The sequence below is a fragment of the Nonomuraea spiralis genome (assembly GCF_014648435.1).
GTDB lineage: Bacteria > Actinomycetota > Actinomycetes > Streptosporangiales > Streptosporangiaceae > Nonomuraea > Nonomuraea spiralis.
On record NZ_BMRC01000030.1, the window covers coordinates 80,417 to 104,752 of the forward strand.

16 protein-coding genes are annotated in these 24,336 nt (G+C 71.2%); 9 read left to right on the top strand and 7 right to left on the bottom strand.

From position 1 onward, the window contains the following. Positions 1-169 precede the first annotated feature (169 nt). The gene (locus IEZ27_RS44080; RefSeq protein WP_189652705.1) at positions 170-2,200 is read left to right on the top strand and encodes a protein kinase domain-containing protein; all 2,031 of its coding nucleotides are present in this window, start codon (positions 170-172) and stop codon (positions 2,198-2,200) included. Here IEZ27_RS44080 and IEZ27_RS44085 read toward each other — a convergent pair. Continuing rightward, positions 2,195-2,398, bottom strand: coding sequence for a hypothetical protein (locus IEZ27_RS44085; protein WP_189652706.1), 204 nt, complete (start codon positions 2,396-2,398; stop codon positions 2,195-2,197). The genes IEZ27_RS44080 and IEZ27_RS44085 overlap by 6 nt on opposite strands. A gap of 163 nt (positions 2,399-2,561) precedes the next feature. Next, on the bottom strand, positions 2,562-3,275 hold the full coding sequence (locus IEZ27_RS44090; protein ID WP_189652707.1) for a TetR/AcrR family transcriptional regulator: 714 nt from the start codon (positions 3,273-3,275) through the stop codon (positions 2,562-2,564). A 95-nt stretch (positions 3,276-3,370) separates the two neighbouring features. Between IEZ27_RS44090 and IEZ27_RS44095 the strand changes: the two genes are divergently transcribed. Continuing rightward, positions 3,371-3,703: a nuclear transport factor 2 family protein gene (locus tag IEZ27_RS44095; protein WP_189652708.1), complete on the top strand. Its 333-nt coding sequence runs from the start codon at positions 3,371-3,373 to the stop codon at positions 3,701-3,703. 76 nt (positions 3,704-3,779) lie between these two features. Continuing rightward, positions 3,780-4,718 carry an NAD(P)-dependent oxidoreductase gene (locus tag IEZ27_RS44100; protein WP_189652709.1) on the top strand — a complete coding sequence of 313 codons (939 nt, stop codon included), beginning with the start codon at positions 3,780-3,782 and terminating at the stop codon, positions 4,716-4,718. A 491-nt stretch (positions 4,719-5,209) separates the two neighbouring features. Here the strand turns inward: IEZ27_RS44100 and IEZ27_RS44105 are convergent, their stop codons facing one another. Together IEZ27_RS44105 and IEZ27_RS44110 are read right to left on the bottom strand one after the other, a co-directional pair. Further along, positions 5,210-5,515, bottom strand: a complete 306-nt coding sequence (locus IEZ27_RS44105; protein ID WP_189652710.1) for a hypothetical protein — start codon at positions 5,513-5,515, stop codon at positions 5,210-5,212. A 575-nt stretch (positions 5,516-6,090) separates the two neighbouring features. Continuing rightward, on the bottom strand, positions 6,091-6,663 hold the full coding sequence (locus tag IEZ27_RS44110; RefSeq protein ID WP_189652711.1) for a TetR/AcrR family transcriptional regulator: 573 nt from the start codon (positions 6,661-6,663) through the stop codon (positions 6,091-6,093). 94 nt (positions 6,664-6,757) lie between these two features. On the opposite strand from IEZ27_RS44110, the gene IEZ27_RS44115 reads away from it, so the two are divergent. Continuing rightward, positions 6,758-7,666 carry an NmrA family NAD(P)-binding protein gene (locus IEZ27_RS44115; RefSeq protein WP_189652712.1) on the top strand — a complete coding sequence of 303 codons (909 nt, stop codon included), beginning with the start codon at positions 6,758-6,760 and terminating at the stop codon, positions 7,664-7,666. A gap of 130 nt (positions 7,667-7,796) precedes the next feature. Here IEZ27_RS44115 and IEZ27_RS44120 read toward each other — a convergent pair whose 3' ends face one another. Beyond that, positions 7,797-9,140 (bottom strand): serine/threonine-protein kinase, encoded by a 1,344-nt coding sequence (locus tag IEZ27_RS44120; protein WP_189652713.1) that lies wholly within the window; start codon positions 9,138-9,140, stop codon positions 7,797-7,799. Positions 9,141-9,427: 287 nt separating this feature from the next. Between IEZ27_RS44120 and IEZ27_RS44125 the strand changes: the two genes are divergently transcribed. From IEZ27_RS44125 to IEZ27_RS44135, 3 genes are read left to right on the top strand one after another with little or no spacing between them, the layout of a single operon-like run. Beyond that, positions 9,428-10,921 carry a hypothetical protein gene (locus IEZ27_RS44125; protein ID WP_189652714.1) on the top strand — a complete coding sequence of 498 codons (1,494 nt, stop codon included), beginning with the start codon at positions 9,428-9,430 and terminating at the stop codon, positions 10,919-10,921. Further along, positions 10,918-14,529, top strand: a complete 3,612-nt coding sequence (locus IEZ27_RS44130) for a beta-galactosidase (RefSeq protein WP_189652715.1) — start codon at positions 10,918-10,920, stop codon at positions 14,527-14,529. Before IEZ27_RS44125 ends, IEZ27_RS44130 begins: the two co-directional genes overlap by 4 nt. A gap of 60 nt (positions 14,530-14,589) precedes the next feature. Then, on the top strand, positions 14,590-16,449 hold the full coding sequence (locus tag IEZ27_RS44135) for a glycoside hydrolase family 97 protein (protein WP_189652716.1): 1,860 nt from the start codon (positions 14,590-14,592) through the stop codon (positions 16,447-16,449). Positions 16,450-16,493: 44 nt separating this feature from the next. Here the strand turns inward: IEZ27_RS44135 and IEZ27_RS44140 are convergent, their stop codons facing one another. Beyond that, positions 16,494-17,783 carry an ROK family transcriptional regulator gene (locus IEZ27_RS44140; protein WP_229824885.1) on the bottom strand — a complete coding sequence of 430 codons (1,290 nt, stop codon included), beginning with the start codon at positions 17,781-17,783 and terminating at the stop codon, positions 16,494-16,496. A gap of 128 nt (positions 17,784-17,911) precedes the next feature. Between IEZ27_RS44140 and IEZ27_RS44145 the strand changes: the two genes are divergently transcribed. Together IEZ27_RS44145 and IEZ27_RS44150 are read left to right on the top strand one after the other, a co-directional pair. Further along, the gene (locus tag IEZ27_RS44145) at positions 17,912-20,143 is read left to right on the top strand and encodes an FAD-dependent oxidoreductase (protein ID WP_189652717.1); all 2,232 of its coding nucleotides are present in this window, start codon (positions 17,912-17,914) and stop codon (positions 20,141-20,143) included. A gap of 18 nt (positions 20,144-20,161) precedes the next feature. Next, on the top strand, positions 20,162-23,131 hold the full coding sequence (locus IEZ27_RS44150) for an alpha-mannosidase (protein WP_189652718.1): 2,970 nt from the start codon (positions 20,162-20,164) through the stop codon (positions 23,129-23,131). On the opposite strand, the gene IEZ27_RS44155 is transcribed toward IEZ27_RS44150, so the two are convergent. After that, entirely contained in the window at positions 23,112-24,146 is a 1,035-nt protein-coding gene (locus tag IEZ27_RS44155) for a LacI family DNA-binding transcriptional regulator (protein WP_189652719.1), read from the bottom strand. The two genes, IEZ27_RS44150 and IEZ27_RS44155, sit on opposite strands and share 20 nt — an antisense overlap. Positions 24,147-24,336 lie beyond the last annotated feature (190 nt).

Consider the following 24,336-nt stretch of genomic DNA (forward strand, 5'->3'; position numbering starts at 1 on the left):
GACGACGGTGGAGGGGCGGGCCGTACTGGAGCAACTGCGCCCGGGCAAGTCCGACAGGTGATCAGGCGCGTGGAACCTCCACGGCTCGTTCGTTCGTCCGCCCAGAAGGTGGCCTTGTCCGTAGTTTGGTGTTGATCACGTGGAGGGCGCAGGGATCGGCGGTGTTGCGGTGGGAGTGCTGTCGGGACGGTATGAGCTGCTGGAGCCGTTGGGGCGCGGCGGTATGGGGGTGGTGTACCGGGCGCGTGACCGGGAGCTGGAACGGATCGTGGCGGTCAAGGTGCTGCCCGCGCAGATGCTGCGCGATGAGGACTTCCGGGCCCGGTTCCGCCGGGAGGCGCGGGCGGCGGCGGGCTTGTCGCATCCCAACATCGCGACCGTCTATGACATCGGAGAGGACACCGAGGGTGCGGAACCGGTTCCGTATCTCGTGATGGAGCTGGTGGAGGGCGGGACACTGGCCGACCTGCTGCGCCAGACGCCACCGACCCCGGACGAGGCCGGGCGGATCGTGGCGGCCGTCCTGGAGGCGTTGGAGCACAGCCACGAACGGGAGATCGTGCACCGCGACATCAAACCCGCCAACATCATGGTCCACCGCGCAGGCGGCCGGGTGCGGGTGAAGGTGATGGACTTCGGGATCGCCAAGCTCATGTCGGAGACGGCCACCCGGCTGACCGCCACCGGAACGCGGATCGGCACCCCGTCCTACATGTCGCCCGAACAGGCCGACGGCAAGCCCACCGACGCCCGCTCTGACCTGTACTCCACCGGATGCGTGTTGTACGAGATGCTCACCGGCCGGCCGCCTTTCCCCGGGGGCTCACCCGCTGTCGTGCTCTTCCAGCACATCCACAAGACCCCGCCGCCGCCTTCACAGCTGAACCCGGCCCTGGCCTCCTTCTGGGACCGGATACTGGCGACCGCGCTGGCCAAAGACCCTCAAGAACGCCACCAGGACGCCATCGCGATGCGGCAGGCCATCGAAACCAACTCAGCGGCTCCCCACCTCCCAGGTGCCGCTGACGGCCCGGCCCCCGCGTTCGGACCTCCCACCCGGCTTGACAGCCCCACGCTCGCCGAAACGACATCTCCGGCACCGACTCCCCACGCGCCCGACCCTCCGGGACGCGGGGCGCAGGCCGTGCCCGGATCGGCAACCGACGGCCACGTCGTCGCCGCTCCGCGCCGGGTCCTGACCCGCCGCCGCCTGTTCACCGGTCTGGGCGCCGCAGGACTGGCCGTCGCCCTGCCGGTCGCCTACTACGCCTTGAGCCGCGGGGACACCGCCACTCTTCTCGGCGAGCCCCTCACTGGCCACAACGGCGGGGTCGGCTCGGTGGCGTTCAGCCCGGACGGCAAGATCCTGGCCGTCGGCAGCGGCGACAACACCGTACGGTTGTGGGACGTGGCCACCCGTGCCCTCCTCGGCCGGCCCCTCACCGGCCACGACGGAGGGGTCTCCGCGGTGGTGTTCGGCCCGGACGGCAAGATCCTGGCCAGCGGCAGCTACGACAACACCGTGCGGTTGTGGGACGTGGCCACCAACGCCTCGATCGGCGACCCCCTCACGCATCACGGCCCGCCCGGCCCGGTCTCCGCGGTGGCGTTCAGCCCCGACGGCAGGACCCTGGCCACCGGCGGCAGCGACCAGACCGTACGACTGTGGGACGTCGCCACCCGCAACCCCGTCGGCCGCCCCCTCACGGGCCACGACAATGCGATGGACGCGATCTCCGTGGTGGCGTTCAGCCCGGACGGCAAGATCCTGGTCGCCGACGATGGCGACACCGTACGGTTGTGGGACGTCGCCACCCACACCTCCCTCGGCCGTCCCCTCACCGGCCACGCCGACTGGGTCGGCTCGGTGGCGTTCAGCCCCGACGGCAGGACCCTGGCCACCGGCAGCGGCGACGACACCGTACGACTGTGGGACGTGGCCACCCGCAGCCCCATCGGCCGCCCTCTCACGGGCCACAACGACGATGTCTCCGTGGTGGCGTTCAGCCCCGACGGCAAGACCCTGGCCACCGGCAGCTACGGCGACACCGTGCGGTTGTGGGACGTGGCCACCCGCACCACCGTCGGCCGTCCTCTCACCGGCCACGCCGACAGCGTCGGCTCGGTGGCGTTCAGCCCGGACCGCAAGATCCTGGCCAGCGGCGGCAGGGATGGCACCGTGCGGTTGTGGCAACTATGAAGTGGGGTCCTGCCGGAACTTGTCCTTGGCGCCGAGGGCGTCGGCGCCTTGCTTGAGCTTGGGCCAGTAGGGCTCGCGGGCGGCGATCAGCTGGGTGAGCTGCTCGGGCGGGGTGCGGATGGTCCGGTCGTCTCGGTGACGCTGTGCCCGCGTGCCCGACGGGATCGGCGATGGTCTCGATGGGCACGCCTTGGTCACTCAGGATGAAGACGAACGAGTGGCGCAGTTCTCGGGGTCTACAGGCGGTCGGCCCGCCATGCGTAGATGGCGAACTTTGTGTGCTTTGAACCCCACTTCCGTCGCTGGGGGCCAGGACTGAACCCCACCATGACCACCGCCCTCCCGCAGCAGTCCTCTGGTCCTAATCCGTACGCGCACCCAGGGAAACGATGAGGTCGCGCATCTCGTCGCGGTAGACCGCGCTGGGGTCGTGGACGAGGGGCCGGATGTGGCCGTAGATCTCCAGTGCCATGAGCCCGTGCATCCGGCCCCACACCCTCAGCGTCATCGCGACGGCCGCCGGTGGCAGGTCGGGAAAGTCCGCCCGGACATGGGTGACAAAGTCCGGGTCGAAGTCAGCCCAGTCGTAGGCGTGGTCGGTGCTTTGGCGTACCGGGGCTGTCGGCCAGGCTGCGGCGACGAGGCCGACCAGGCCGTTGCAGGCGCGCGCCTCGGCGTGCTTGCCCGGGCCGTCGCCGGGCGGGCGGTAGCCGGGCACCGGGTCGCCGTAGATCAGCCGGAAGCCTTCAGGGTTGGCCAACGCCCAGTCGCGCATGGCCAGTGCCCAGGCCAGGATCCGGGCGCCGGGATCGGTCGGCGGTACCGCGTCACGGGCGGCCTCGGCGGCGTCGACGGCGGAGGTGTAGACGTCGCCGATGAGCGTGGTGATCAGGTCGTCGCGGGTGGCGAAGTAGCTGTAGATCGCTCCGGCCGTCATGCCCATCTCGCGGGCGATGGCGCGCAGGGTGATGGCGTCCGGGCCCCCGTCGGTCATGAGTTCCATGGCGATCGCCTTGATCTCGGCGCTGGTCTGGGCGCGCAGCCGGTCGCGACGGCTCGTCGTGTGGTCGCTCACACTTGACAGTCTACAACGTTGCCATATTATGCGACGTGTTCCTTTTGAACGCCGTGTAGTAATTGGCTGATGTGTACCCCCAAAGGAGTCGGCACGTGAGCACGACCGACGTGATCCTCGCCTACCTCGACATCTGGAACGAGCGGGACGACACCGCCCGGATGACGCTGATGAAGTCCGTCCTCACCGAGGACTCGCTCTACGTCGCCCCCGACAACGCGGGCCTGCGCGGGCACGCCGAGCTGTCGGAGGTGATCGGCCGCATGCGTGCGCAGGTCGGCGAGGCGAAGTTCGCCCTCGGCGCCGTGATGGGCGCCCACCACGGCCGCGCGCTCTTCACATGGAGACTCGGCACGGTCGCCACCGGCTACGACGTGGTCGAGTTCGCCGACGGCCGCATCCGCAGCATCGTCGGGTTCTTCGTCTGATGTGCTCGCGGCCTGGCTGTGCCGTACGAACCCATCCAAACGCGGCCGATGTCGCATGAAACCCACAGGAGCATCCATGTCCCCTATTTCCGCCTCAAAGTCACCGGTCACCGTTGTCGGCCTGGGCCTGATGGGCCATGCGCTGGCCGCGGCCTTCCTGGCGAGCGGTCACCCGACCACCGTTTGGAATCGTTCGGCGGCCAAGGCCGGCGATCTCGTCGCCGGCGGCGCCACCCTGGCCGGCTCGATCAAGAGCGCCGTCGAGGCCAGCCCGCTCGTCGTGGTCTGTGTCTCGGACTATGACGCCGTGCGCGCGTTGCTCGACCCGGTCGCCTCCTCGCTGGCCGGCCGTACCCTCGTCAACCTGACCACGGCCAGTTCCACCCAGGCCCGTGAAACCGCCGGATGGGCGGCCAGGATCGGCAGCGCTTACCTCGACGGGGCGATCCTCGCCCTGCCCCAGGCCATCGGCACCGCGCAGGCCACGGTGTTGTACGCGGGCCCGAAGGCCGCCTTCGAGGAGCACGAGGCCACTCTGCGGGCGCTCGGCGAGAGCGGGGCGATGTACCTCGATGAGGACCACGGCCTGTCCGCCCTGTACGACATGTCGGTCCTGAGCATCATGTGGGGTGTCCTGAACGGCTTCCTGCAGGGCGCCGCGCTACTGGGCACCGCGAACGTCAAGGCCTCGACCTTCGCGGCCCTGGCCACCACCGCGATCAACGTGACGACCGATTACGTGAGCGCGTACGCACAGCAGATCGACGAGGGCGCCTACCCGGCCGCGGATGCCACCATCGCCGTTCACGCGGGTGGGATGGAGCATCTTGTCCAGGAGAGTGAGGAGTTGGGGGTCAATGCCGAGGTGCCGAAGCTCTTTCTGGAACTGGCCACGCGCGCGGCAGCGGGTGGCCGGGCCGGCGACAGCTACGCGGCGTTGATCGAACAGTTCCGCGCCCCCGCCGGGCACACCGACGACGGGTTGAGCGAGATGCAAGCAGAAGCGGCCAAATAGTCGATCATGTTCGTAACCTCGGAAGCGGACTGGCACTTTCGGAGTCCTGGAGCGCGGAATCTCGGAAACACGGCCCGCAGACCACCTGCGAGTGGGGCATCTCGGAAGTTCGGCCGGCCCTCGTTTCGAGACAGGAAGCTCCTCGGTCAAGGCGATCAGATCGGCGGCGGTCGGGTAGCCGGGAGGAATCTCACCAGACGGCTCCAGCGCTGCCCACTGCTCGTCGGTGAGGTCGTGCCGCCTCGTCACCGCTACGCCGGCCACAAGGTCTCCGGTATTTGGCTCTTCTTCGTCGTTGAACCAACTACCGGAGGCCTCGTCGATCACCCACGACCGCTACGCCGCGCCCCTCATCACCTTTGGAAACACGGCCTGGCTGCACAGGCCGGGTCCGCTTGGATGCTGGAGGCGTCCGAGACCGACCCAGCCGGTCCGACGGCCCCTGTGGCGTCGGACCGGACCGGTTCCGCCGGATCACCGGCGGATGCGGACTACCCCCAGCACGGACTCTGGTCGGCGTTGACCCAGTCGATCTTGGTGACGGTCACGGGCAAGGGGTAGGTCTCGTGTCCCGCGCCGACGTCACCGTCCTCGGCGCGGTGAACGCACATCGACCCGCTCTGGCCGGCCGAATTGACGTACGAGACCACGACGTGGTCCTCGGTGGCGGGCCAGCCGTAGTTGAAGAAGGATCGGACCTTCTTGTACGGGCTGAAGAGCACCCCGGGGGCCGACCAGTCTTCGCCCCGGCCGATGCCGATCTTCGTCGCTTCGGAGATGACCTCTGTCGAATACATGCAGAAATCTCCCCGCCCGCAGCCGTACAGGCGATCGGGAAGGCTTGCCGCGCTCGCAGGTGACGCGAACGCCAGCCCTGCCAGAGACATGGCGGCGACAGCAGCCGGGATGAATCTTCTCAGCATGAGATCTCCTCGTTAGTTGCCTGAGCGAGCCCAAAGGCCGTGAAACGCCTGCCCGCCGAGCAGGTGGCGGCAGGCAGGGGCCCAGTCTTGGTGGCTGATGGATTGTCTGGAAGCCGGAATCGCCACCCAGACAAAACTCTGCTCGTGGGACTGGTGGTCAGAGCCAGTTCATCGCGCCGGGCCCGGACTCCTCACCCTGTTCCGGCCTGAGCGGGAACACGCAGCTCAGCGCCCCTGAGTGTCGTCCACTTGCTCACGGTTGTTGTCTCGTCCACGCCATGGAGACGCCGTGTCCGATCTTGTGCAGATACGGGACGCCGAACTGGCCCTGCACGGGCTCGCCCCTGACGACGTGCCGACGCTGCTCGACTCCCGGGCGGCTTGAAAGTAGAGCCACTCAGCGAGCAACGCGACCTGGGGGAACGTGCCCCGGGGCGTTGTCGAAGCCGTCAGGTCCTGGGTTGCGGGCTCAGGCCTGCCACCGCGAGCCGGAACAGCCGCTCCGCCCGGGCGGCGGGATCGGGATGGTGCTCAGTCGCGAGGACGATGCCGACGATCAGCGCGATCAGGTCGGCGACGGTGACGCCTTCCGCCACCACGCCCTCTCGTACGGCGCGGCGCAGCAGCGGATCGCCCGCCTTTTCCATCATCGCCGAGCAGGTGCTCTCATGCACCGAGCCAGGCTCTGCCCCGTCGTAGGACAGGGCCGCCGTCAGCCCTCGAGCCGTGACGCAGTAGGCGAGGACGTCGTCAAGCCAGCTGAGAAGGGCCACGCGGCTGTCGCCCTCGCCCGCGAACTCGTTCGCGCGGGCACACAAGGACTCGACCCGCTGGTGGGAGACCGCTTCCAGCAGCGTGCGTCGGGTGGGGAAGTGGCGTCGCACCGTGGCCGAGCCCATCCCCGCCACGCGCGCGATCTGCTCCAGGGAGGCTCCGGCGCCGTGCGTGGCGACCTCCTCCTCGGCCACGGCGAGGATGCGCGCGTAGTTGCGCCGGGCGTCCGCGCGCTGGCGGTCGGGCATGGTGTCATCTCCGGTGTTGCTATGTGGCGGGGCCCGCCGTATCGTACCGCAGAGAAAACGGCGGGCCCCGCCGTTTATTGCCCGAGGGAGTCTGATGTCCGCACCATCCGCGCCCGTCCTGGTCATCGGCGCCACCGGCAGGCAAGGCGGGGCCACCGCCCGCGCCCTGCGAGCGGCCGGCGTCCCCGTCCGCGCCCTGGTCCGCGACCCGGCCACCGACCGGGCCCGAGCCGTTGAAGCGCTCGGCGCCGAACTCGTCACCGGTGACCTCCACGACCGCGAATCGGTGATCCGGGCCGCCCAGGACGCCCGCGCCGTCTTCTCTGTGCAGATGGCCCCTCTGACCGCCCGCGGCTTCGACTTCGACGATGAGGTGGCCCAGGCCGTCAACCTCATCGAAGGCGCGAAGGCCGCAGGAGTGGCGCAGTTCGTGCAAACATCCACCAGCGGCGCCGGCCGCCACACCGAGACTCCCGGGCAGGAGGCGGTGGCGGCCTCTCTGAACGCCAAGGCCGCGATCGAGGAGCGCGTCCGCACGGCGGGCTTTCCCCACTGGACGATCCTCAAGCCGGCCTTCTTCATGGACAACTTCCTGCCGTCCATGGCGTTCCTGTTCCCGCGAGGCGTCGTGGGCGGCCTGGTGAGCGTGATAAAGCCGCAAACCGGCCTGTCCCTCGTGGCGACCGACGACATCGGCAGGGCGGTCGCCGCGGCCATTGCCAAGCCGGAGCGCTTCGATGGGGTCGAACTGGAGCTGGCGAGCGACTATCTGCCGATGACGGAGATCGCCGGAATCCTCTCCCGCGCGCTGGGCACGCCCCTGTCCGCGCCGGACATGACCGAGGAGCAGGCACTCGCCGCCGGCATGCCGGCGATGGGCAGCTCGCACGAGTGGCTGAACGTGGCCGGCCAGCCGGCCCGGCCCCAGTACGCCAGGGACCTCGGCCTCCCGCTGACCAGCTTCGAGGAATGGGCGCGGCAGCACCTGCGACCCGCCGCATGACGAACTGATCGACAGCCGAGAGCCTGCGCATCCCGGACTCGCCCGAATGCCCGGAGCCCCTGGTCACTGTCAGCTGCTTTGCGGCAGGTGGCACGGACCCGAGCGGAGGCCGATCGGATCGGGCGGGCGATCACGATCGTGTTCGCCCTCTGATCCCTTCGCGTCGATCGGTGCGATACGAGCTCCAGGCCGCCCCCGCGGCGACGAGCACCACGATGCTGATCAGGGCCAGCGACAGCGTCGCGGAGTCTCGCCCGGACAACTCCATCATGTTCCGGAGGGTTTCGCCGGCGCCGTGGAAGGCGAAAGCGGTCGCGCCACAACCGAAGACGAGCCCGGCGACACCGGCGACAGCGGTCACGGTCCTGCCGGCGTTCGTCGGCAGGAACCGCGCGAGACCGGCGCACAGCAAGCCGGTGAGAACGACGTCGGCCACGGCGACGATCATTAAGGCGACGCCGAGCACGTCGTCGTCCCCGTAGCGCTCGAAGTGCTCCCATGTTCCGCCGGCGTCGGGGAGTCCCGCGACGCCGAGCGCCGTCATACCCGCCACCGCTGTCATGGTCACGATCAGCGCTGCGGCACCTGAGCGCTCCCGCTTCTCCGGCCGGGCTGGGAGGATCTTGGTGTCGCGCCGCACGCGGACTGTGGTCGCGGGCTGCTCACGTGCCATGGCCAGCGCTTCGTCGACCGTCGGCCGGCGGCTCGGGTCCTTGTCCAGCAGCCGGGTGATGAGCTGTGTGAGCGGTCCGGTTCGTCGCGGCGCCGGGGCCTCGTCCAGCAGTACCGCGGCCAAGGTCGCTTCCTGGGTGGCGCGGCGGAACGGTGAGACGCCCTCCACCGCCTGGTAGAGGGTCACACCGAGGGAGAACAGATCCCCGGCGGGCAGGTCGTCGCCGCCGCGCAACCGCTCGGGCGCCATGTACTCCGCCGAGCCGATGAACATCCCGGTGGCGGTCAGTGCGGAGTCGGTGTGGTGGATCGCCGTCCCGAAGTCCGTGAGCAGGACCTTCCCGTTCTCGGCGAGCATGACGTTGGCCGGTTTGATGTCGCGGTGCACGACACCTTCCCGGTGTGCCGCGCCGATCGACGTCAGCAGGGACTCGGCGACTTCGACGGCCCTGCCCGCCGGAAGAGGTCCGTGCTCCTCGACGTACTCGCTCAGCGAGCAACCGTCGATCAGTTCCATGACGATCCAGGGAAGGCCGTCGTCGATGACGACGTCGTGGATGGCGACGATGCCGTCGTGCCTGCGCAACCGGGCGGCATTGCGTGCCTCGCGCGTGGCGCGTGCCAGGCGCTCGGCCCGTTCGGTTTCCGGAATCCACGGCGGCAGCCGTAGTTCCTTGATCGCGACGTCCACGTCGAGGGTCTCGTCACGGGCCCGCCAGACCCGGCCGAAGCCACCGGACCCCAGTTCGTCCGCGAGCCGGTATCGCCCGCCGACCACGTCACCGGCCAGCCTCGAAGTCATGCCGCGTCTCCTGCCATCGCCCTGGCGCGAACAGATGATCAGGGTACAAGCCGTCGTCATCGGTGCATGCCCGTTTGGTTCACCATGCCTTGCCGCAACGGGAGTCGCATGTCACGGCCCTGCCGGCGGGCCGGGAAGCGCCGGACGAGGAAATCGGGTCGAAGCGGGCCGCACCGTGTCCGTTGACGGGAGGCGGTCCGGATCTCTAGTCTCCACTTAATCCGGCAGATTGATTTAATCGCTGCCTTGATCGCGTCCACGTCCCCGCCGCTCGCGAAGGAGAACCCGTGACCGCAGTCAGCCGGCCGAACGTTCCTCCCACCGTCTCCCGACGTGCCGTCCTGGCGGGTGCCGGTCTCGGCATGGCCACCGCCGCGCTCGGGCTCCCCGGGCCGGCGCGGCCCGCCGATGCCGCCGTCACGCCCACACCGCTGGGGTCGCTGCTCGGGACCAACCACGCCGGCACCGCCGGTCCCGGGATCGGCGCCCTGGCGGGCATGTCGTGGGATCGCGCCGACGTCCTGTGGGCCGCCGTCGAACCCACCCAGGGGACGTACGACGACAGCGCCGTCCACACGTTCGGCTCCCGGTTCGCCGCCGCCGCGGCCAACGGCGTGACCCTGCTCCCGGTGCTGGCGTACTCCGCGCCGTGGGCCGCTCGGACGACCGCGTACGGCTGGTCGCACTGGGACGTGCGGTACGAGGTCGGCGCCGCCCAGGCCGCCGTCGGCTCGGGCTGGCAGCGCCGGGTGACCCGGACCCGGATCAGCACCGGCGAGGTCCTCCAGGACGAGGTCGTCGTGCTGCCCAAGGACAGGACCCCGCCGGCGGACCCGGCGAGGTGGAGCGCGTTCGTCGACCACGTGGTGGGGATCCTGCGCGGCACCTACGGGGTCGAGCACTTCCAGGTCTGGAACGAGGCGTACTGGTCGGCGGGGTTCTGGTACGGCAGCCCGTACGAGTACATCGACCAGATCCACAAGCCGGCGTCCACGGCGATCCGCAGCCACGGCGGCAAGGTCGTCTACGGCGGCTGGCCCTCGGTGGCGGCGATCGCCCGCTTCACCGCGCTGCTGACCGAGACGAGCGCGTGGTCCAGCATCGACGTGCTCGACGTGCACTACTACAAGCCGTCCGACCTGGAGTCGCTGCGGGTCGCGTGCGTCGCCGCGCTGGGGTCGTCGCTGCCGATCTGGCAGACCGAGATCGGCTACTCGACCAGCCCGGCGGCGGCCGCCCTGGTCTATCCCGGACTCCTGCACTGGGCGATCACGCGCGGCCTCGCGCAGCGGCCGGACGGCTTCAAGCTGCTGTGGTACGCGTGGCAGGCGCCTGCCTCGGCGTCGGCGGCCGACGCCGGCCGCTACCTCCGCAAGGCCGACGGGACGCCGACCTCGCACGGCGTCTGCCTCGGCGCCCTCGCGGACCTCTTCGACGGCGTGGTGCCCGAGACCTACGACACCCACACCAACGACGCCGGGCTGACGACGGCCCGGGACTGGGCCGCCGGTTCGGTCGAGGGCTTCCTGGTCGGCGGCGACAAGATCGTCATCGCCGTCCACACCCCGGCCGGGTGGGCGGGCACGGACGTGACGTTCACCCTGGCGTCGCTGCCGTCCACGGCCGTCGCGGCCCGGGTGGACCTGACCGGTCAGCGTACGCCGCTGGCCCTCACCGGCAACGCGGTCACCGTCGGGCTGGCCGACCCGTCCGGGTCGGCCGCCGCCTCCTACAACGCCGCTTCGACCATCCGCACCTGCTATCTCGAGGTCTCCCTGTGACACTCTCCCGCCGTACCTTCCTCCGCGGCGTCGGCGTCTCCGCCACCGCCGCCCTGCTCCCCGCGGTCACGGCCCAGTGGGCCGCCGCCGAGCCGCGGTCCACCCTGCTGACCCGGGCCCAGCTCACAGCGGTGCTCGGACGGGGCGCGCACCTCCCGCTGGTGAGACTCGCCACGGCCGGGGACCTCACCGGTGCCTTCGGCGCCCACCTGCCGAGCCGCGACGACCAGGTGTCGATCACCGGGTGGGCCGGCGCCGACGACCTGTCGGCCGACCTCGCGCTCGGCTACGACGCCGAACGGCTGTACGTCGCGGCGACGGTGACCGACAACGTCCACCATCCGATCGGCGGCACCAACCAGTGGCAGGGCGACGGCCTCCAGGTCGCGTTCGGCGACGGCGGCGGCGGATACGGCCCGGAGTACGGCCTCGCGCTGCTCGACGGCGGTCCCGAGGTCTACCGGTTCAGCGACGGCGCGGTCACCTCGCCGGTCGCCGACGTCACCCTGACCGCCCGGCGCGACGGGACGAAGACGCACTACCTGGCGGCGTTCCCGTGGGCCTCGACCGGCGTCGACGCGCCCGCCCCGGGCGGCTCGGTGCTGTTCAACGCGATCGTCAACGACAACGACGGCGCGAACCGGCGGGGCTGGATCCAGTGGCGTCCAGGCATCGCCACCGGCAAGTCCGCCCAGGAGTTCGTCCGGCTGGCGGCCCTGCCCGAGTCGGGGGCGTGCCAGGCATGGATCACCCTCGACGAGGACCAGGTCGAGGCGGGGTCCACGATCGAGGCGGCGATCTTCGTCCTGAACTGGGACGATTCCGACCGCCGCGTCGAGGTGACCGGCCCCGACGGCGCCACCACCCCCGCGACGATCCCGGCTCGCACCACTCTCCAGCTCACGATCCCGATCACCGCGACGACCGCGGGCGAGCTCGCGATCACCGCCTCGGTGAAGGACCTGACCGGCGGCGCCACCACCGATCTGGCGGCGACCGGCCGGGTGACGATGTCAGCGGAGGCGATCGCGCGGGACCTCGCCGGGATCGCCGCCTCCGTCAAGACGGCCGGGGACCTGCTGGCGCAGTGCGAGGACCGGGGGATCCCCACCCACTACGAACGCGTCGACGCGACCACCTTGGAGAAGTTCACCGGCTACACCCGCGACGACGTCGCGGCAGGTCAGAGGTGGCGCGCCACCTACAACACGGTCACCATGACGGCGATGGCCGACCACCTCCTCACCCGCCTGCGCTCCCTGGCCGCCGGGAAGGCGGAGGGGACGCGGGTGCCGCGCTACGTCACCGGGCCGATCGGCCGCGACGACTGGATGTTCACCGGTACGGTCTCCGACGGCGGGAAGACCCGGAAGGGCCGGCCGGTCGTGTTCAGCGGCCCGATGGGCTGGGCCGAGGTGGTCGGCGACATCCCCAAGCTGGCCGATCTCGGCTTCAACGCCTGCGCACTCGAAATGGGGCCGCAGAGCGCGATCGTCCCGCCGGACGCGATCCCGGGCTGGGGCACCACGGGCGTCGGCGAGGCGGCGGTGACCTTCGCCCGCGACGCGTCGGTCGCGCACGGCTCCGCCGCCTCCCTGCGCGTGTCGTTCGCCGGTCCGCGCAAGCCGAACAACTACCGCCAGTTCTCCCAGCTGCTGACGGTGGAGCCCGGTGTCGCCTACCGGGTCCGCGCGTGGATCAAGGGGCAGGACGTCACCCTTCGCGCGGTGTCGATCCCCACCGCCACCTGGGCCACCCGCTACTACCCGCCGGAGGGCACCTACGACTGGCAGCAGGTCGAGTTCACCCTCACCCCCGGCAACGTGTCGTCCTACCGCTTCTCGATCATCTGCGAGGGCCAGGTCGGGGCGCTGTGGATCGACGACCTGACCATCACGCGCGCCGACGGGACGGGTCCGGAGAACATCGCGGGCAACGGCGGGTTCGACGAAGCCGTGACGGTCGCGGCGAGCGGCGAGTACGCGGTGTCGCCGTACGAGATCGACCGGGGCCCGGTGCGCTGGCTCGCGGCGGCGGCCGAGGCGAACGTCGCCCTGAGCCTGCTGCTCGCGCCGCAGTACTTCCCGGCCTTCCTGACGGCCAGGCATCCCGAGCTCAAGCTGGCCGAGGGGTACGACGTCCACCACCCGCTGGCGCGTGAGGTGATCGAGGCGTTCCTGCGCACGATCATCCCCAGGATCGCGAAGTCGCCCGCGCTGCACAGCCTGATCCTCAGCAACGAGCCCCGCTACGTCGACACGGCGAGCCCGTCGACCAGGCTCGGCTGGGCGCGGTTCCTCACCGGGCGGTACCGCGACATCGCCGCGCTCAACAAGGTCTACGGCACCGCGCACCGGACCTTCGACGAGGTGCCCGCCCCCGGTGTGCGGGCGGTCGAGCCGACGGTGCAGTGCCACGACTGGATCACCTTCAACACCGAGGCGTTCGCCTCGTGGCACGCGTGGATGGCCGAGGTGGTCCACAACATCGCCCCCGGCGTCCCGGTGCACTCCAAGATGGTGGGCAGCACCCTGAAGGACCGCAACTACCTGCTGTGGGGGCCCGATCCCGAGCAGTGGGCGGCCTTCTCCCAGCTGTCGGGCAACGACGCGTCGAACTACCCGGGACAGGGCGTCGACGGCTTCCTGGGCAAGTTCGCGTTCTACGACCTCCAGGCGGGCATCGCCCGGACGCCGGTGTTCGATTCCGAGGACCATGTGATCCCCGACCGCAGTACGTCGTACTCGAAGGTGGAGGCGGCCCACGTCGCGGCGGACCTGTGGCAGGGCGCCCTGCACGGCCGTTCCGCCACCACCTTCTGGGTGTGGGCGCGGACCACCGAGGCGGCGTCCACGCTGGCGGGCAGCATGCTGCACCGGCCGGACGTGATCGCCGCGGCCGGCCGGACCAGCCTGGACCTGAACCGGTTCGCCGCCGAGGTGGCCCTGCTGCAGGGCGCCGGGTCCGGCGTCGGCATCGTGTACTCGCGCACCTCGTCGGTGTACTCCGTGCGGCACCTGGCCGCGGTGCGCGAGGTGTACAAGGCCCTGACGATGAATGGGATCCCGGTGCACTTCGTCACCGAGTCCGGCCTGTCGCGGCGGCAGGTCTCCGACGAGGTGAAGATGCTGATCGCGCCCGGGGTGACGCATCTGCCGGCCGCCTGCCTGCGGGGCCTGCGGGACCTGGGCCGGGAGGTCCGGCTCGTCGTCGCGGGCGCCGATGCCCTGGCGCGCGACGAACGGAACCAGGCCCTTCCGGCCGGTGAGCGCGCGCAGGTGCTCAGGAAGGCGACCGTCCTGCCGGACGACGGCCCGGCCGGCATCGGGGCCGCCGTGCTCGGCCTGGCGCGGCGGAGCCGGCTCGACGTGGTGACGCTGGAGCGTACGGCCGGCGGCACGCCGACGACCGTCGAATGGCGGCCCGTGCACGACGGCGGGCGCTGTCTGGTCGGGGCGACGAACTACGGCACGCAGGCCGAGGTGGTGACGATCAGGCTCCACGGTCGCGGACCGGCCGAACTCCGCGACCTGCTCACCGGGGAACGACTCGACCGGTCGCGGACCGAGCTCGCCCCGCTGACGCCCCGCCTGCTGATGCTCCGGTAGAACGGGAGTTCCTCTCTCGTGACGCCTGTTTTTCCATTCACCGGATTGAAGGAACCCAACGTGTTGTGGACCGTGAAGTCGCCCGAGGGCGCGGTGGAGCTCGACGTCTCGCTGGACGACCGGGGCCGGATCTTCTACGACGTACGGCGGCACGGCGTCGTGCTCCTCCAGCGGTCCAGGCTCGGCGTCGAGCGGCAGGACGCGTCGTTCCACAACGGGCTCACGCTGGTGGCCGAGCCGGTGGCGGCGGCCCGGGACGAGAGCTACCCCGCCGCGCACGGCAAACGTTCCGTGCTGCGTGAGCGGTCCACGACGGCGACGCTCTCGGTGCGCGGACGCAACGGCGCGCGCCTCGACCTGGACTTCCGCGTGCTGGACGACGCCGTCGCGTTCCGCTACCGCTTCCCCGAGGGCTCCGGCACGGCCACGGTCACCAGGGAGCTGACGACCTTCGCCTTCGCGGCCGACGGCCGGGCCTGGGCACAGCCGACCTCGCCCTCCGACGGCGGCGGCCCCGCGCACGAGAACCTCTACACCGACGGCGTGCCCATCGGCACCCCGACCGGCGCGCGCTCGTACGACCTGCCGGCCACGTTCGAGGTGAACGGGCAGTGGCTGCTCGTCTCCGAGGCCGGGCTCGACGAGACCTTCCACGGCACCCGGCTGGCCCCCGTCCCGGCCGGCCGGGAGTACGGCGTTCTGGGCCCCGATCCGGAGGAGGGCCTCGGGCACGGCGACGCCCTGGCCACGTCGGCGTTGCCGTGGACGCTACCGTGGCGGTTCGTCGCGATCGCCGACACCGCGGCCGAGCTGGTCGAGTCCACGATCGTCTGGCACTTGGCCGAGCCCTCCACGATCACCGACACCTCGTGGATCAGGCCGGGACGCGTCTCGTGGAGCTGGTGGTCGGAGAACGCCAGCCCGCGCGACCTGGACGCGCTGCGGCGGTTCGTGGACCTCGCGGGCGAGATGGGCTGGGAGTACTCGCTGGTCGACGCGAACTGGACGGTCCACTCGGAGCAGGAGATCCGCGACCTGGTCCGCTACGCCGCCGAACGGGACGTGCGGCTGTTCCTCTGGTACAACTCCGCCGGGCCGAACAACGCCTCGACCGAGGGGCCGCGCGACCTCATGCACCTGCCCGAGGCGCGGCGGGCGGAGCTGGCCAGGATCGCGGGCTGGGGGATCGCCGGGATCAAGGTCGACTTCTTCCACTCCGACAAGCAGGCCGGGATCGCGCACTACCTCGGCATCCTGCGGGACGCGGCCGAGGCGCGGCTGATGGTCAACTTCCACGGCAGCACCGTCCCGCGCGGCTGGGAGCGGACGTGGCCGCACCTGATGACGCTGGAGGCCGTACGCGGGGCCGAGTGGTACCTGTTCGGGCCGTCGTTCGCGGAGGAGGCCGTGTGGCACAACACCGTGCTCCCGTTCACCCGCAACGTGATCGGCCCGATGGACTACACGCCGGTCACCTTCGGCGACGCGCTGAGGCCCCGCAGGACCACGGCGGCGCACGAGCTGGCGCTCGCGATGGTCTACGAGTCGGGGTTGCTGCACTTCGCGGACTCGCCCGAGTCCTACCGGGCGCAGGCGGCGGAGGTGCGTGAGGTGCTGCGGGCCGTGCCGGCCGCCTGGGACGACACGGTCGGGCTGGCGGGGGAGCCGGGTGACCACGTCGTGCTGGCCCGCCGTACGGGAGGGACCTGGTGGCTGGCGGGCATCAACGGCCCGGTCGCGCGCCCGGCGGTCACCCTCGGCCTCGGGCGCCTCGGGCCGCTGAGCGGCACCTGGCGCCTGGTCGCCGACGGTGCGGCCCGTGACGAGGTGGCGGTCTCCGACGTCGCGGCGGGCGAGGCGTTCCGGGTGCCCGCCATGCCCCCGGGCGGCGGCTTCGTCGCCCGCCTGCTCCCGAGGTAAGGGCCAGGGCGGACGAGAAGCGTTCGCCTGCTCCCCGAGCGGGGCTACGGGCGGGCCGAGAAGCGTTCGTCGAGGATCAGGCAGGCGGCGCCGATCGCCGCGACGTCGGCGCCCAACCCGGTCCCGACGACGCCGAGGTCGTGGATCGAGCGCATCACGAACCGCTCGGCCACCGCCGACCTGAGCAGCGGCAGGTAGTGGTGGGCGGCCGGAGCCCAGGCGGGCCCGCCGCACACCACGAGCTCGGTGTCGAGCAGGTTGCCGATGGTGAGGATCGCGCGGGCGAGCCGCCGCGCTGACCGGTGCAGGATCTCCACCGCGCGCGCATCGCCGTCGTCGGCCGCCCGGCACAGCGCGCCGAGCCGCCTGACCGCCTGGACGAGCTGCCCGTCCTCCGGAGTGGCGGGCAGGACGCCCGCGGCGACGGCCTCCTGGATGAGGAACAGCGGCGAGCAGGCGGTGCCCAGGCAGCCGCGCTGCCCGCACTCGCAGGGCGGCCCGTCGGCGTCGACGATCAGGTGTCCGATGTCGCCGGCGTTGCTGGACCGGCCGCGTACGACGATGTCGCCGCTGACCAGCCCCACCCCGACGCCGGTGCCCAGGTAGAGGAAGGCGAAGTCGCTGTTGCCCGTCGCGCTGCCGGCCCAGCGTTCGGCCACCGCGGCGGCGGTGACGTCCTTGTCGAGCACGATGGGCAGCCCGGTGGCCCGGTGCAGCCGGTCGACGAGCTCGACGCGGTGCCAGCCGGGCAGGTGGGGCGGGTCGACCATGGCCCCGCCCGCGATGTCGAGGGGGCCGGGCGCCGCGATGCCGAGGCCGAGCACCCGCTCGCGCTCGATGCCGGATCCGGCGAGCAGGACGTCGAGGGCCGAGGCCATGCCGGTCATGATGGCGTCGGCGTCCTGGGGGCTGGAGGTCTGCCTGCTGAAGTGGGCCACGAGGTTGCCGCCGAGGTCGAGCAGCACGTACGTGATCGTGGCCGGGTCGATGTGCACGCCGAGCGCGTAGCGGCTGGCCGGGACCAGCTCAAGGGTGCGGCGGGGCCGGCCGAACCCGGTCGTGGACGTGCCGGTCTCCGCGATGAGCCCCTGGTCGAGCAGCCGCTGGCAGACGTCCGACACGGTCTGCGCGGCGAGGCCCGTCTCGACGACCAGCTCCGCCCGAGAGCTGCCGGTCCGCGCGCGCCTGATGGCGTCGAGGACGACGGAGTCGTTGAAGTCGGCGACGTGCTCCAGGTTGGAGCCGCGCCGGAGCCCGGAGGATCGGGCAGGTGGCCCGCCCTCGCGCTTGGCTGCCTTCCCGACCGTGGTGGACTCCCGCCTGGCTGCTGCCACTGGTCCCCGTTCCCCTCGTCCATCGTCGCGCCCTGCGCCTACCTTAGCCAACCCGTCGTTGACTTATTCAAGACGTCGGAAATATTGTAGATCCGCTTTGCTTGATACGACCCAGAAAGTCGGCATTCATGATGCAGCTCGCACACGCCGCCGATGTCACCGTGGTCGGCGGCGGCCTGGCCGGTGTCACGGCCGCCGTGAGCGCCGCGCGCAACGGCGCGAAGGTGGCCCTGATCAACAACAGGGGAGTGCTGGGCGGCAACTCCAGCAGTGAGATCCGGGTGTGGGTGGTGGGCGCCACCGCGCACGGAGCGCAGAAGTTCGCCCGCGAGACCGGCCTGATGGGCGAGCTGTTCGCGGAGAACCAGTGGCGCAACCCGGAGGGCAACCCGATCCTGTGGGACCACGTCGTGCTCGACCTGGTACGCGCCGAACCGAACATCACCCTCTTCCTCAACACCGAGGTCCGCGAGGTCGAGGCCGACGGCGAGGAGGAGGGCCGGGTGATCCGCTCGGTCACCGGCTGGCAGTCCGGCTCGGAGAAGCTGATCCGGTTCGAGTCGCCGATCTTCCTCGACTGCACCGGAGACGGCCTGGTCGGCCTGCTCGCCGGCGCCAGGTTCGCCACCGGCAGGGAGGACCGCAGCGCGTACGGCGAGGAGTGGGCCCCCGAGGTGGCCGACGACGACATGCTCGGCAGCACGATCCTCTTCTACACCAAGGACACCGGCCGCCCGGTACGTTTCGTCCCACCCGGCATCACCAAGGACATCGAGGCGTTCGACCTGCCGCTGCGCCGCCACATCGACCCCGGCATGAACGGCTGCGACTACTGGTGGATCGAGTGGGGCGGCGAGCTCGACGCGGTCGCCGACAACGAGCGCATCCGCGACGAGCTGTGGGGCATCGTCTTCGGCATCTGGGACCACATCAAGAACTCCGGCCGCTTCGAGGCCGACAACCTGACGCTGGAGTGGGTGGGCAGCCTGCCGGGCAAGCGCGAGTACCGCCGCTTCCTCGGCGACCACGTCCTGACCCAGCAGGACATCACCGGCCAGACCCGCTTCCCCGACACGGTCGGCTTCGGCGGCTGGTCCATCGACCTGCACCCGCCCGGCGGCATCTACGCCGACGACAGCCCCTCCAAGCACCTGTTCGGCCCCGGCCTGTACGACATCCCGTTCCGCTGTCTGTACTCCGCCAACGTGCGCAACCTGCTGCTGGCCGGCCGTGACATCTCCGCCAGCCACGTCGCCTTCGGCAGCACCCGAGTGATGGCCACCTGCGCCGTCGTGGGAGAGGCCGCGGGCGCGGGGGCCGCGCTCGCCGTACGCAGGGGCGTGACGCCGCGCGAGATCGCTGCCTCGCACATGGACGAGTTGCAGTCGATGCTCCTGCGGCAGGACGCCTCCCTGCTGGGCGTGCCCTGGCAGGACCCGTCCGACCTGGCGCTCAAGGCCACGGTGACGGCGTCGTCCACGCTCACCCGGCTGGCGGGCGACGGGGGAGAGGAGCCGGAACCGTTCCCGATCGGCGAGGCCGACTTCGGGCTGCTGCTGCCCGCCGACCCGCGGATCGACGTCGTGCGGATCGGCGTCGACGCCGCCCGCGCCACCACCGCGACGGTCGAGCTGTGGGGCACCGGCGGCGGGCTGAACCACATCCCCGTGGAACCGTTCGCCCGGCGCGAGGTCCTGGTCGAGGCCGGGCGCGGCCTGCTGGAGGCCCGCTTCGACGACGTGCTCTCCGGCGGGGGCGAGGTGGTCGTGGTCGTCCGGCGCAACGCCGACCTCGCCGTCCTCGTCGGCCCGGACCGCCCGCCGTACGGCGTCCTCGGGCTGCTCAGCAGGGAACCGGCGCTCGACACCGGCAAGCCGCAGAGCAACGCGTGGTCGGCCTTCGAGCTGCGCAGGCGCACGCCGTGCTTCGAGGTCGAACCCGCGACCGCCGCCTACCGGCCTGAGCAGGTCGCGGGCGGGCCGGCCAGGCCGTACGACGGGCCCAACCTGTGGGCCTCGGAGGGCGGCGGCGAGCAGCACGTCGAGCTGCGCTGGAGCGAGGAGCGGACGATCGGCCGGGTGGAGCTGATCTTCAACGACGACGTCGACGAGGACCTGATCAACCTGCACCACCACCGCACGCCGTACCTCGTCATGCCGGAGCTGGTGAAGGACTACCGGATCGAGGTGGAGCGTACGGGCGGCTGGGAGACGGCCGTGTCCGTCACCGGCAACCGGACGCGGCGCCGGGTCCACGTGCTTGACCCCGCCACGCGCGCGGGCGCCCTGCGGGTCGTCGTCACGGCGACCAACGGCGACGAACGAACCATGATCGTCGCCGTGCGGGTCTTCGAGAACTGACTTCGGAAAGAGTGCATCGTGCATGACAACCGTTTGATCGTCGAGGGACGGCTGGCGCGTTTCGTCCAGCAGTTCCTGCCCGCCGCCCTCTACCGGGAACGGCGGCCCCTCGCCGTCGAGGCGTGGGACGTGCCGGGCGAGCCGGTGCCCCCACCGGTGGCGTTCGCGGCCGGCTACCGGCCGGTCACGCTGCCGCACCGGTGGGGCGCCCCCTGGGGCACGACCTGGTTCCACGTGACCGGCCGGGTGCCGGAGGAGATCCCCCCGGGCACCCGGCTGGAGCTCGTCGTCGACCTGGGCTTCTCCGGGCCGCGTCCCGGGTTCCAGGCCGAGGGGCTCGCGTACCTGCCCGACGGCTCGCTCATCAAGGCCGTGGCGCCGCGTAGCTCCCACCTGCCGTGGGACCCGGCCCAGCCGTCCATCGACCTGTACGTGGAGGCGGCGGCGAACCCGGAACTCGCCGGCGAGAACACCTACGAGCCGACCACCTTGGGCGACCGCGCGACGGCGGGCAGCGGGCCGCTCTACACGGCCAGGTCGTTCGACGTGGCGCTGCTGGACGTCGGGGTGTGGGAGCTGGCGCAGGACATCTGGACGCTGGACGGGCTGATGCGCGAGCTGAGCCCGGAGTCGGCGCGACGGTGGGAGATCCTGCGCGCGCTGGAGCGGATGCTCGACGCCGTCGACCCTGCCGCCGTCTCGGCCACCGCGGCGGCCGGACGCGCGGCGCTGGCCGGGGTACTGGCCAGCCCGGCCGCGGCCAGCAGCCACCGGATCGTCGCCGTCGGCCACGCGCACATCGACTCGGCCTGGTTGTGGCCGGTGCGCGAGACGATCCGCAAGTGCGCGCGCACGTTCGCCAGCGCGGTGACGCTCATGGACGAGCACCCCGAGTACCGCTTCGCCTGCTCCTCCGCCCAGCAGCTCGCCTGGGTGAAGCAGTACTACCCGGCGCTGTTCGAGCGCATCAGGAAGAAGGTGGCCACCGGGCAGTTCATCCCGGTCGGCGGCATGTGGGTCGAACCCGACATCAACATGCCCGGCGGCGAGTCGCTGGCCCGCCAGTTCCTGTACGGCAAGCAGTTCTTCCTCCAGGAGTTCGGCGTGGACACCCTGGAGGCGTGGGTGCCGGACACGTTCGGCTACTCGGCCGCGCTGCCGCAGATCATCGCCGCCTCCGGCAGCCGCTGGTTCCTCACCCAGAAGATCTCCTGGAACCAGGTCAACCAGATCCCGCACAGCACCTTCCTGTGGGAGGGCATCGACGGCACCCGGATCTTCACCCACTTCCCGCCCGCCGACACCTACATCTCCGAGCTGTCCGGCGCCGAACTCGCCCACGCCGCGCGCAGCTACAAGGAGAAGGGCGCGGCCGGGACCTCGCTCGTGCCGTTCGGCTGGGGCGACGGCGGCGGCGGCCCGACCCGCGAGATGCTCGCCGCCGCCGAGCGGCTCCGATCACTGGAAGGCTCGCCGGCGGTGACCATCGACTCGCCGCAGGCCTTCTTCGAGCAGGCCGAGGCCGAGTACGAGAACCCGCCGGTGTGGTCGGGCGAGCTCTACCTCGAACTGCACCGCGGGGCCCTGACCAGCCAGCATCTCACCAAGCAGGGCAACCGCCGCAACGAGCACCTGCTGCGCGAGGCCGAGCTGTGGGCCACGACCGCCGCCGTCCGCGAGGGGGCCGCCTACCCCTACGACGAGCTGACCGACATCTGGCACACCGTGCTGCTGCAGCAGTTCCACGACGTGCTGCCCGGCACCTCGATCGCCTGGGTGCACCGCGAGGTCGAGCAGAACAACGCCGACGTCCAGGAGAGGCTGCGCCGCGTCATCGACGACAGCGTGCGGGTCCTCGCCGGGGACGGTGACCTGGAGCTCGCCACGGACGGGCTCGGCATCCAGGCGCGCGCCGAGCACCCGGCGGGCGTCTCCCTCACCGAGGACGACGCCAGATTCGTGCTCGACAACGGCCTCGTCCGGGCCGTGATCGACCGCCGGGGCCACCTGGTGTCGCTGCGCGACGCCGGCAGCGGCCGCGAGGCGATCGCGCCGGGAGCGGCGGGCCACCGGCTGGTGCTGCACCGGGACGTCCCCAACGAGTGGGACGCCTGGGACATCGACGAGCACTACCGCCGCGTCGCCCGCGACGTCGACGAGGTCGAGAGCCTGGAGACCGGCGACGGGGAAGTCGTCGTCACCCGCCGCTTCGGCGACTCGACGATCAGGCAGACGCTCCGGCTGCTCCCCGGATCCGCCGCACTCGACCTGGCCTGCGAGGTCGACTGGCACGAGCGCCACACCCTGCTCAAGCTCGTCTTCCCCCTGGACGTGCACGCCGACAGGTTCGCCGCCGAGACCCAGTTCGGCCACGTGTACCGGCCCACCCACACCAACACCTCCTGGGACGCCGCCCGCTTCGAGGTGTGCGCGCACCGCTGGATCCACGTCGGCGAACCCGGGTACGGCGTGGCCATCGCCAACGAGTCGACGTACGGCCACGACGTGGCGCGGCACACCCGCCAGGACGGCGGCACGACCACGACGGTCGGCCTGTCCATGCTGCGCGGGCCGATGTTCCCCGATCCCGGATCCGACCTCGGCAGGCACACGCTCGCCTACTCGATCAGGCCGAACGCCGGCATCCGCGAGGCCGTCGCCGAGGGGTACCGCGCGAACCTGCCCGCGCGTGCCGTGCGCGGGGCGCGGGAGGTCGAGCCGCTGGTACGGGTCTCGCACCCGGCCGTGATCGTGGAGGCGGTCAAGCTCGCCGAAGACCGCAGCGGCGACGTCATCGTCCGCCTGTACGAGTCGGAGGGGACCAGGGCGCCCGTACGCGTCGAGTGCGTCGGGGACGCGCGCTTCGTGGACCTGATCGAACGCGACGTCGAGCCGCCCGCGGGTGCCGAGTTCGAGCCGGGGGCCGTGTCGCTGACGCTGCGCCCGTTCCAGCTGGTCACCCTGCGCTTCACAGCAACTGGTCGATGAACTCCAGGAGGGTGGCGAGGTCGGGGGCGGCCTGACCGCCCGCGGTCGTGCGGCCGACGACGAGCTTCGGCGTGAAGTCGGCCGCCGTGCCCGGCGCGATCAAGTGTCGCGCCGCCGCGTCGCCGAGCGCGGGCAGGTTGGGGTCGATGGTCGTCAGGAACCCCGACCTGCGCTGTGGCGGGTCCATCGAGAAGTGGTCGTGGCCGACCAGCGCGACGTCCTCCGGGATCCGCCGGCCGTGGGCGCGCAGGCCGACGTAGGCGCCGTAGGCGATGAAGTCGTTGGCGCAGAAGATCGCGTCGACCTCGGTGCCCGCCTCGATCAGCCGGTTGACGGCCTGGAGACCCCACGCCTTCGACCAGTCGCCGTAGATCGGCTCCACCGCATGCCCGGCGGCGGCGAGGGTCTCCACGAACCCGCGCGTGCGCAGCTCGGCGCCCCGCTCGCTGCCCTCCGCGATGTGCGCGATCTTCGTCCTGCCGAGTGACAGCAGGTGCTCGGCGGCCAGCCGCCCCGCGCCGCGGTCGTCGGGCAGGAACGAGACGTCGGCCGGGTCGTCGGACTCGCAGAAGGCGTAGGCGACGGGACAGGACAGCCGGCCGGAGACGGACGGGTAGAGGCCCGACGGCCCCGACCCGATGACCAGCACGGCGTCGACGTGGCGGGCCTCAAGGTCGCGGACGAACCGGGAGCGCCGCTGGTCGCTCTCGGCCGCGTCGCACACGAGCGTGGCCAGCCCGGCCGCGGCCAGCCTGCGCTCGGCGCCGCGCAGCACCATGCTGCTGAAGATCTCCGAGGCGTCCTCGATGATGATCCCGACCAGCTCGCTCCGCCCCCTGGCGAAGGACTTGGCCAGGGCGTTGGGCCGGAAGTCGAGGCGTTCCACGGCGTCGTGGATGCGCCTGCGGGTCTCCTCGGAGGCGCGTCCGGTGTTGTTGAGCACCTTCGACACCAGCGACACCGACACCCCGGCGGCCGCGGCGACGTCCGCGAGGGTAGCGGCCTTGCGCGCCATCAGTTCCTTCCCTCCCGGTGACAACGGGTTACATCCACATTTCTCCGGACGCTTGACAAAGTAGCAGGATCAGCAAGACCATGGCGATGGTCAACCGGTTGACCATCGCCATGAATCCGCCGGCACGCCACTGCTGCCCGCGTGAGCCCCCCGCGGTCACGACACCGCCCGAGCTCGATCGCCACCATGC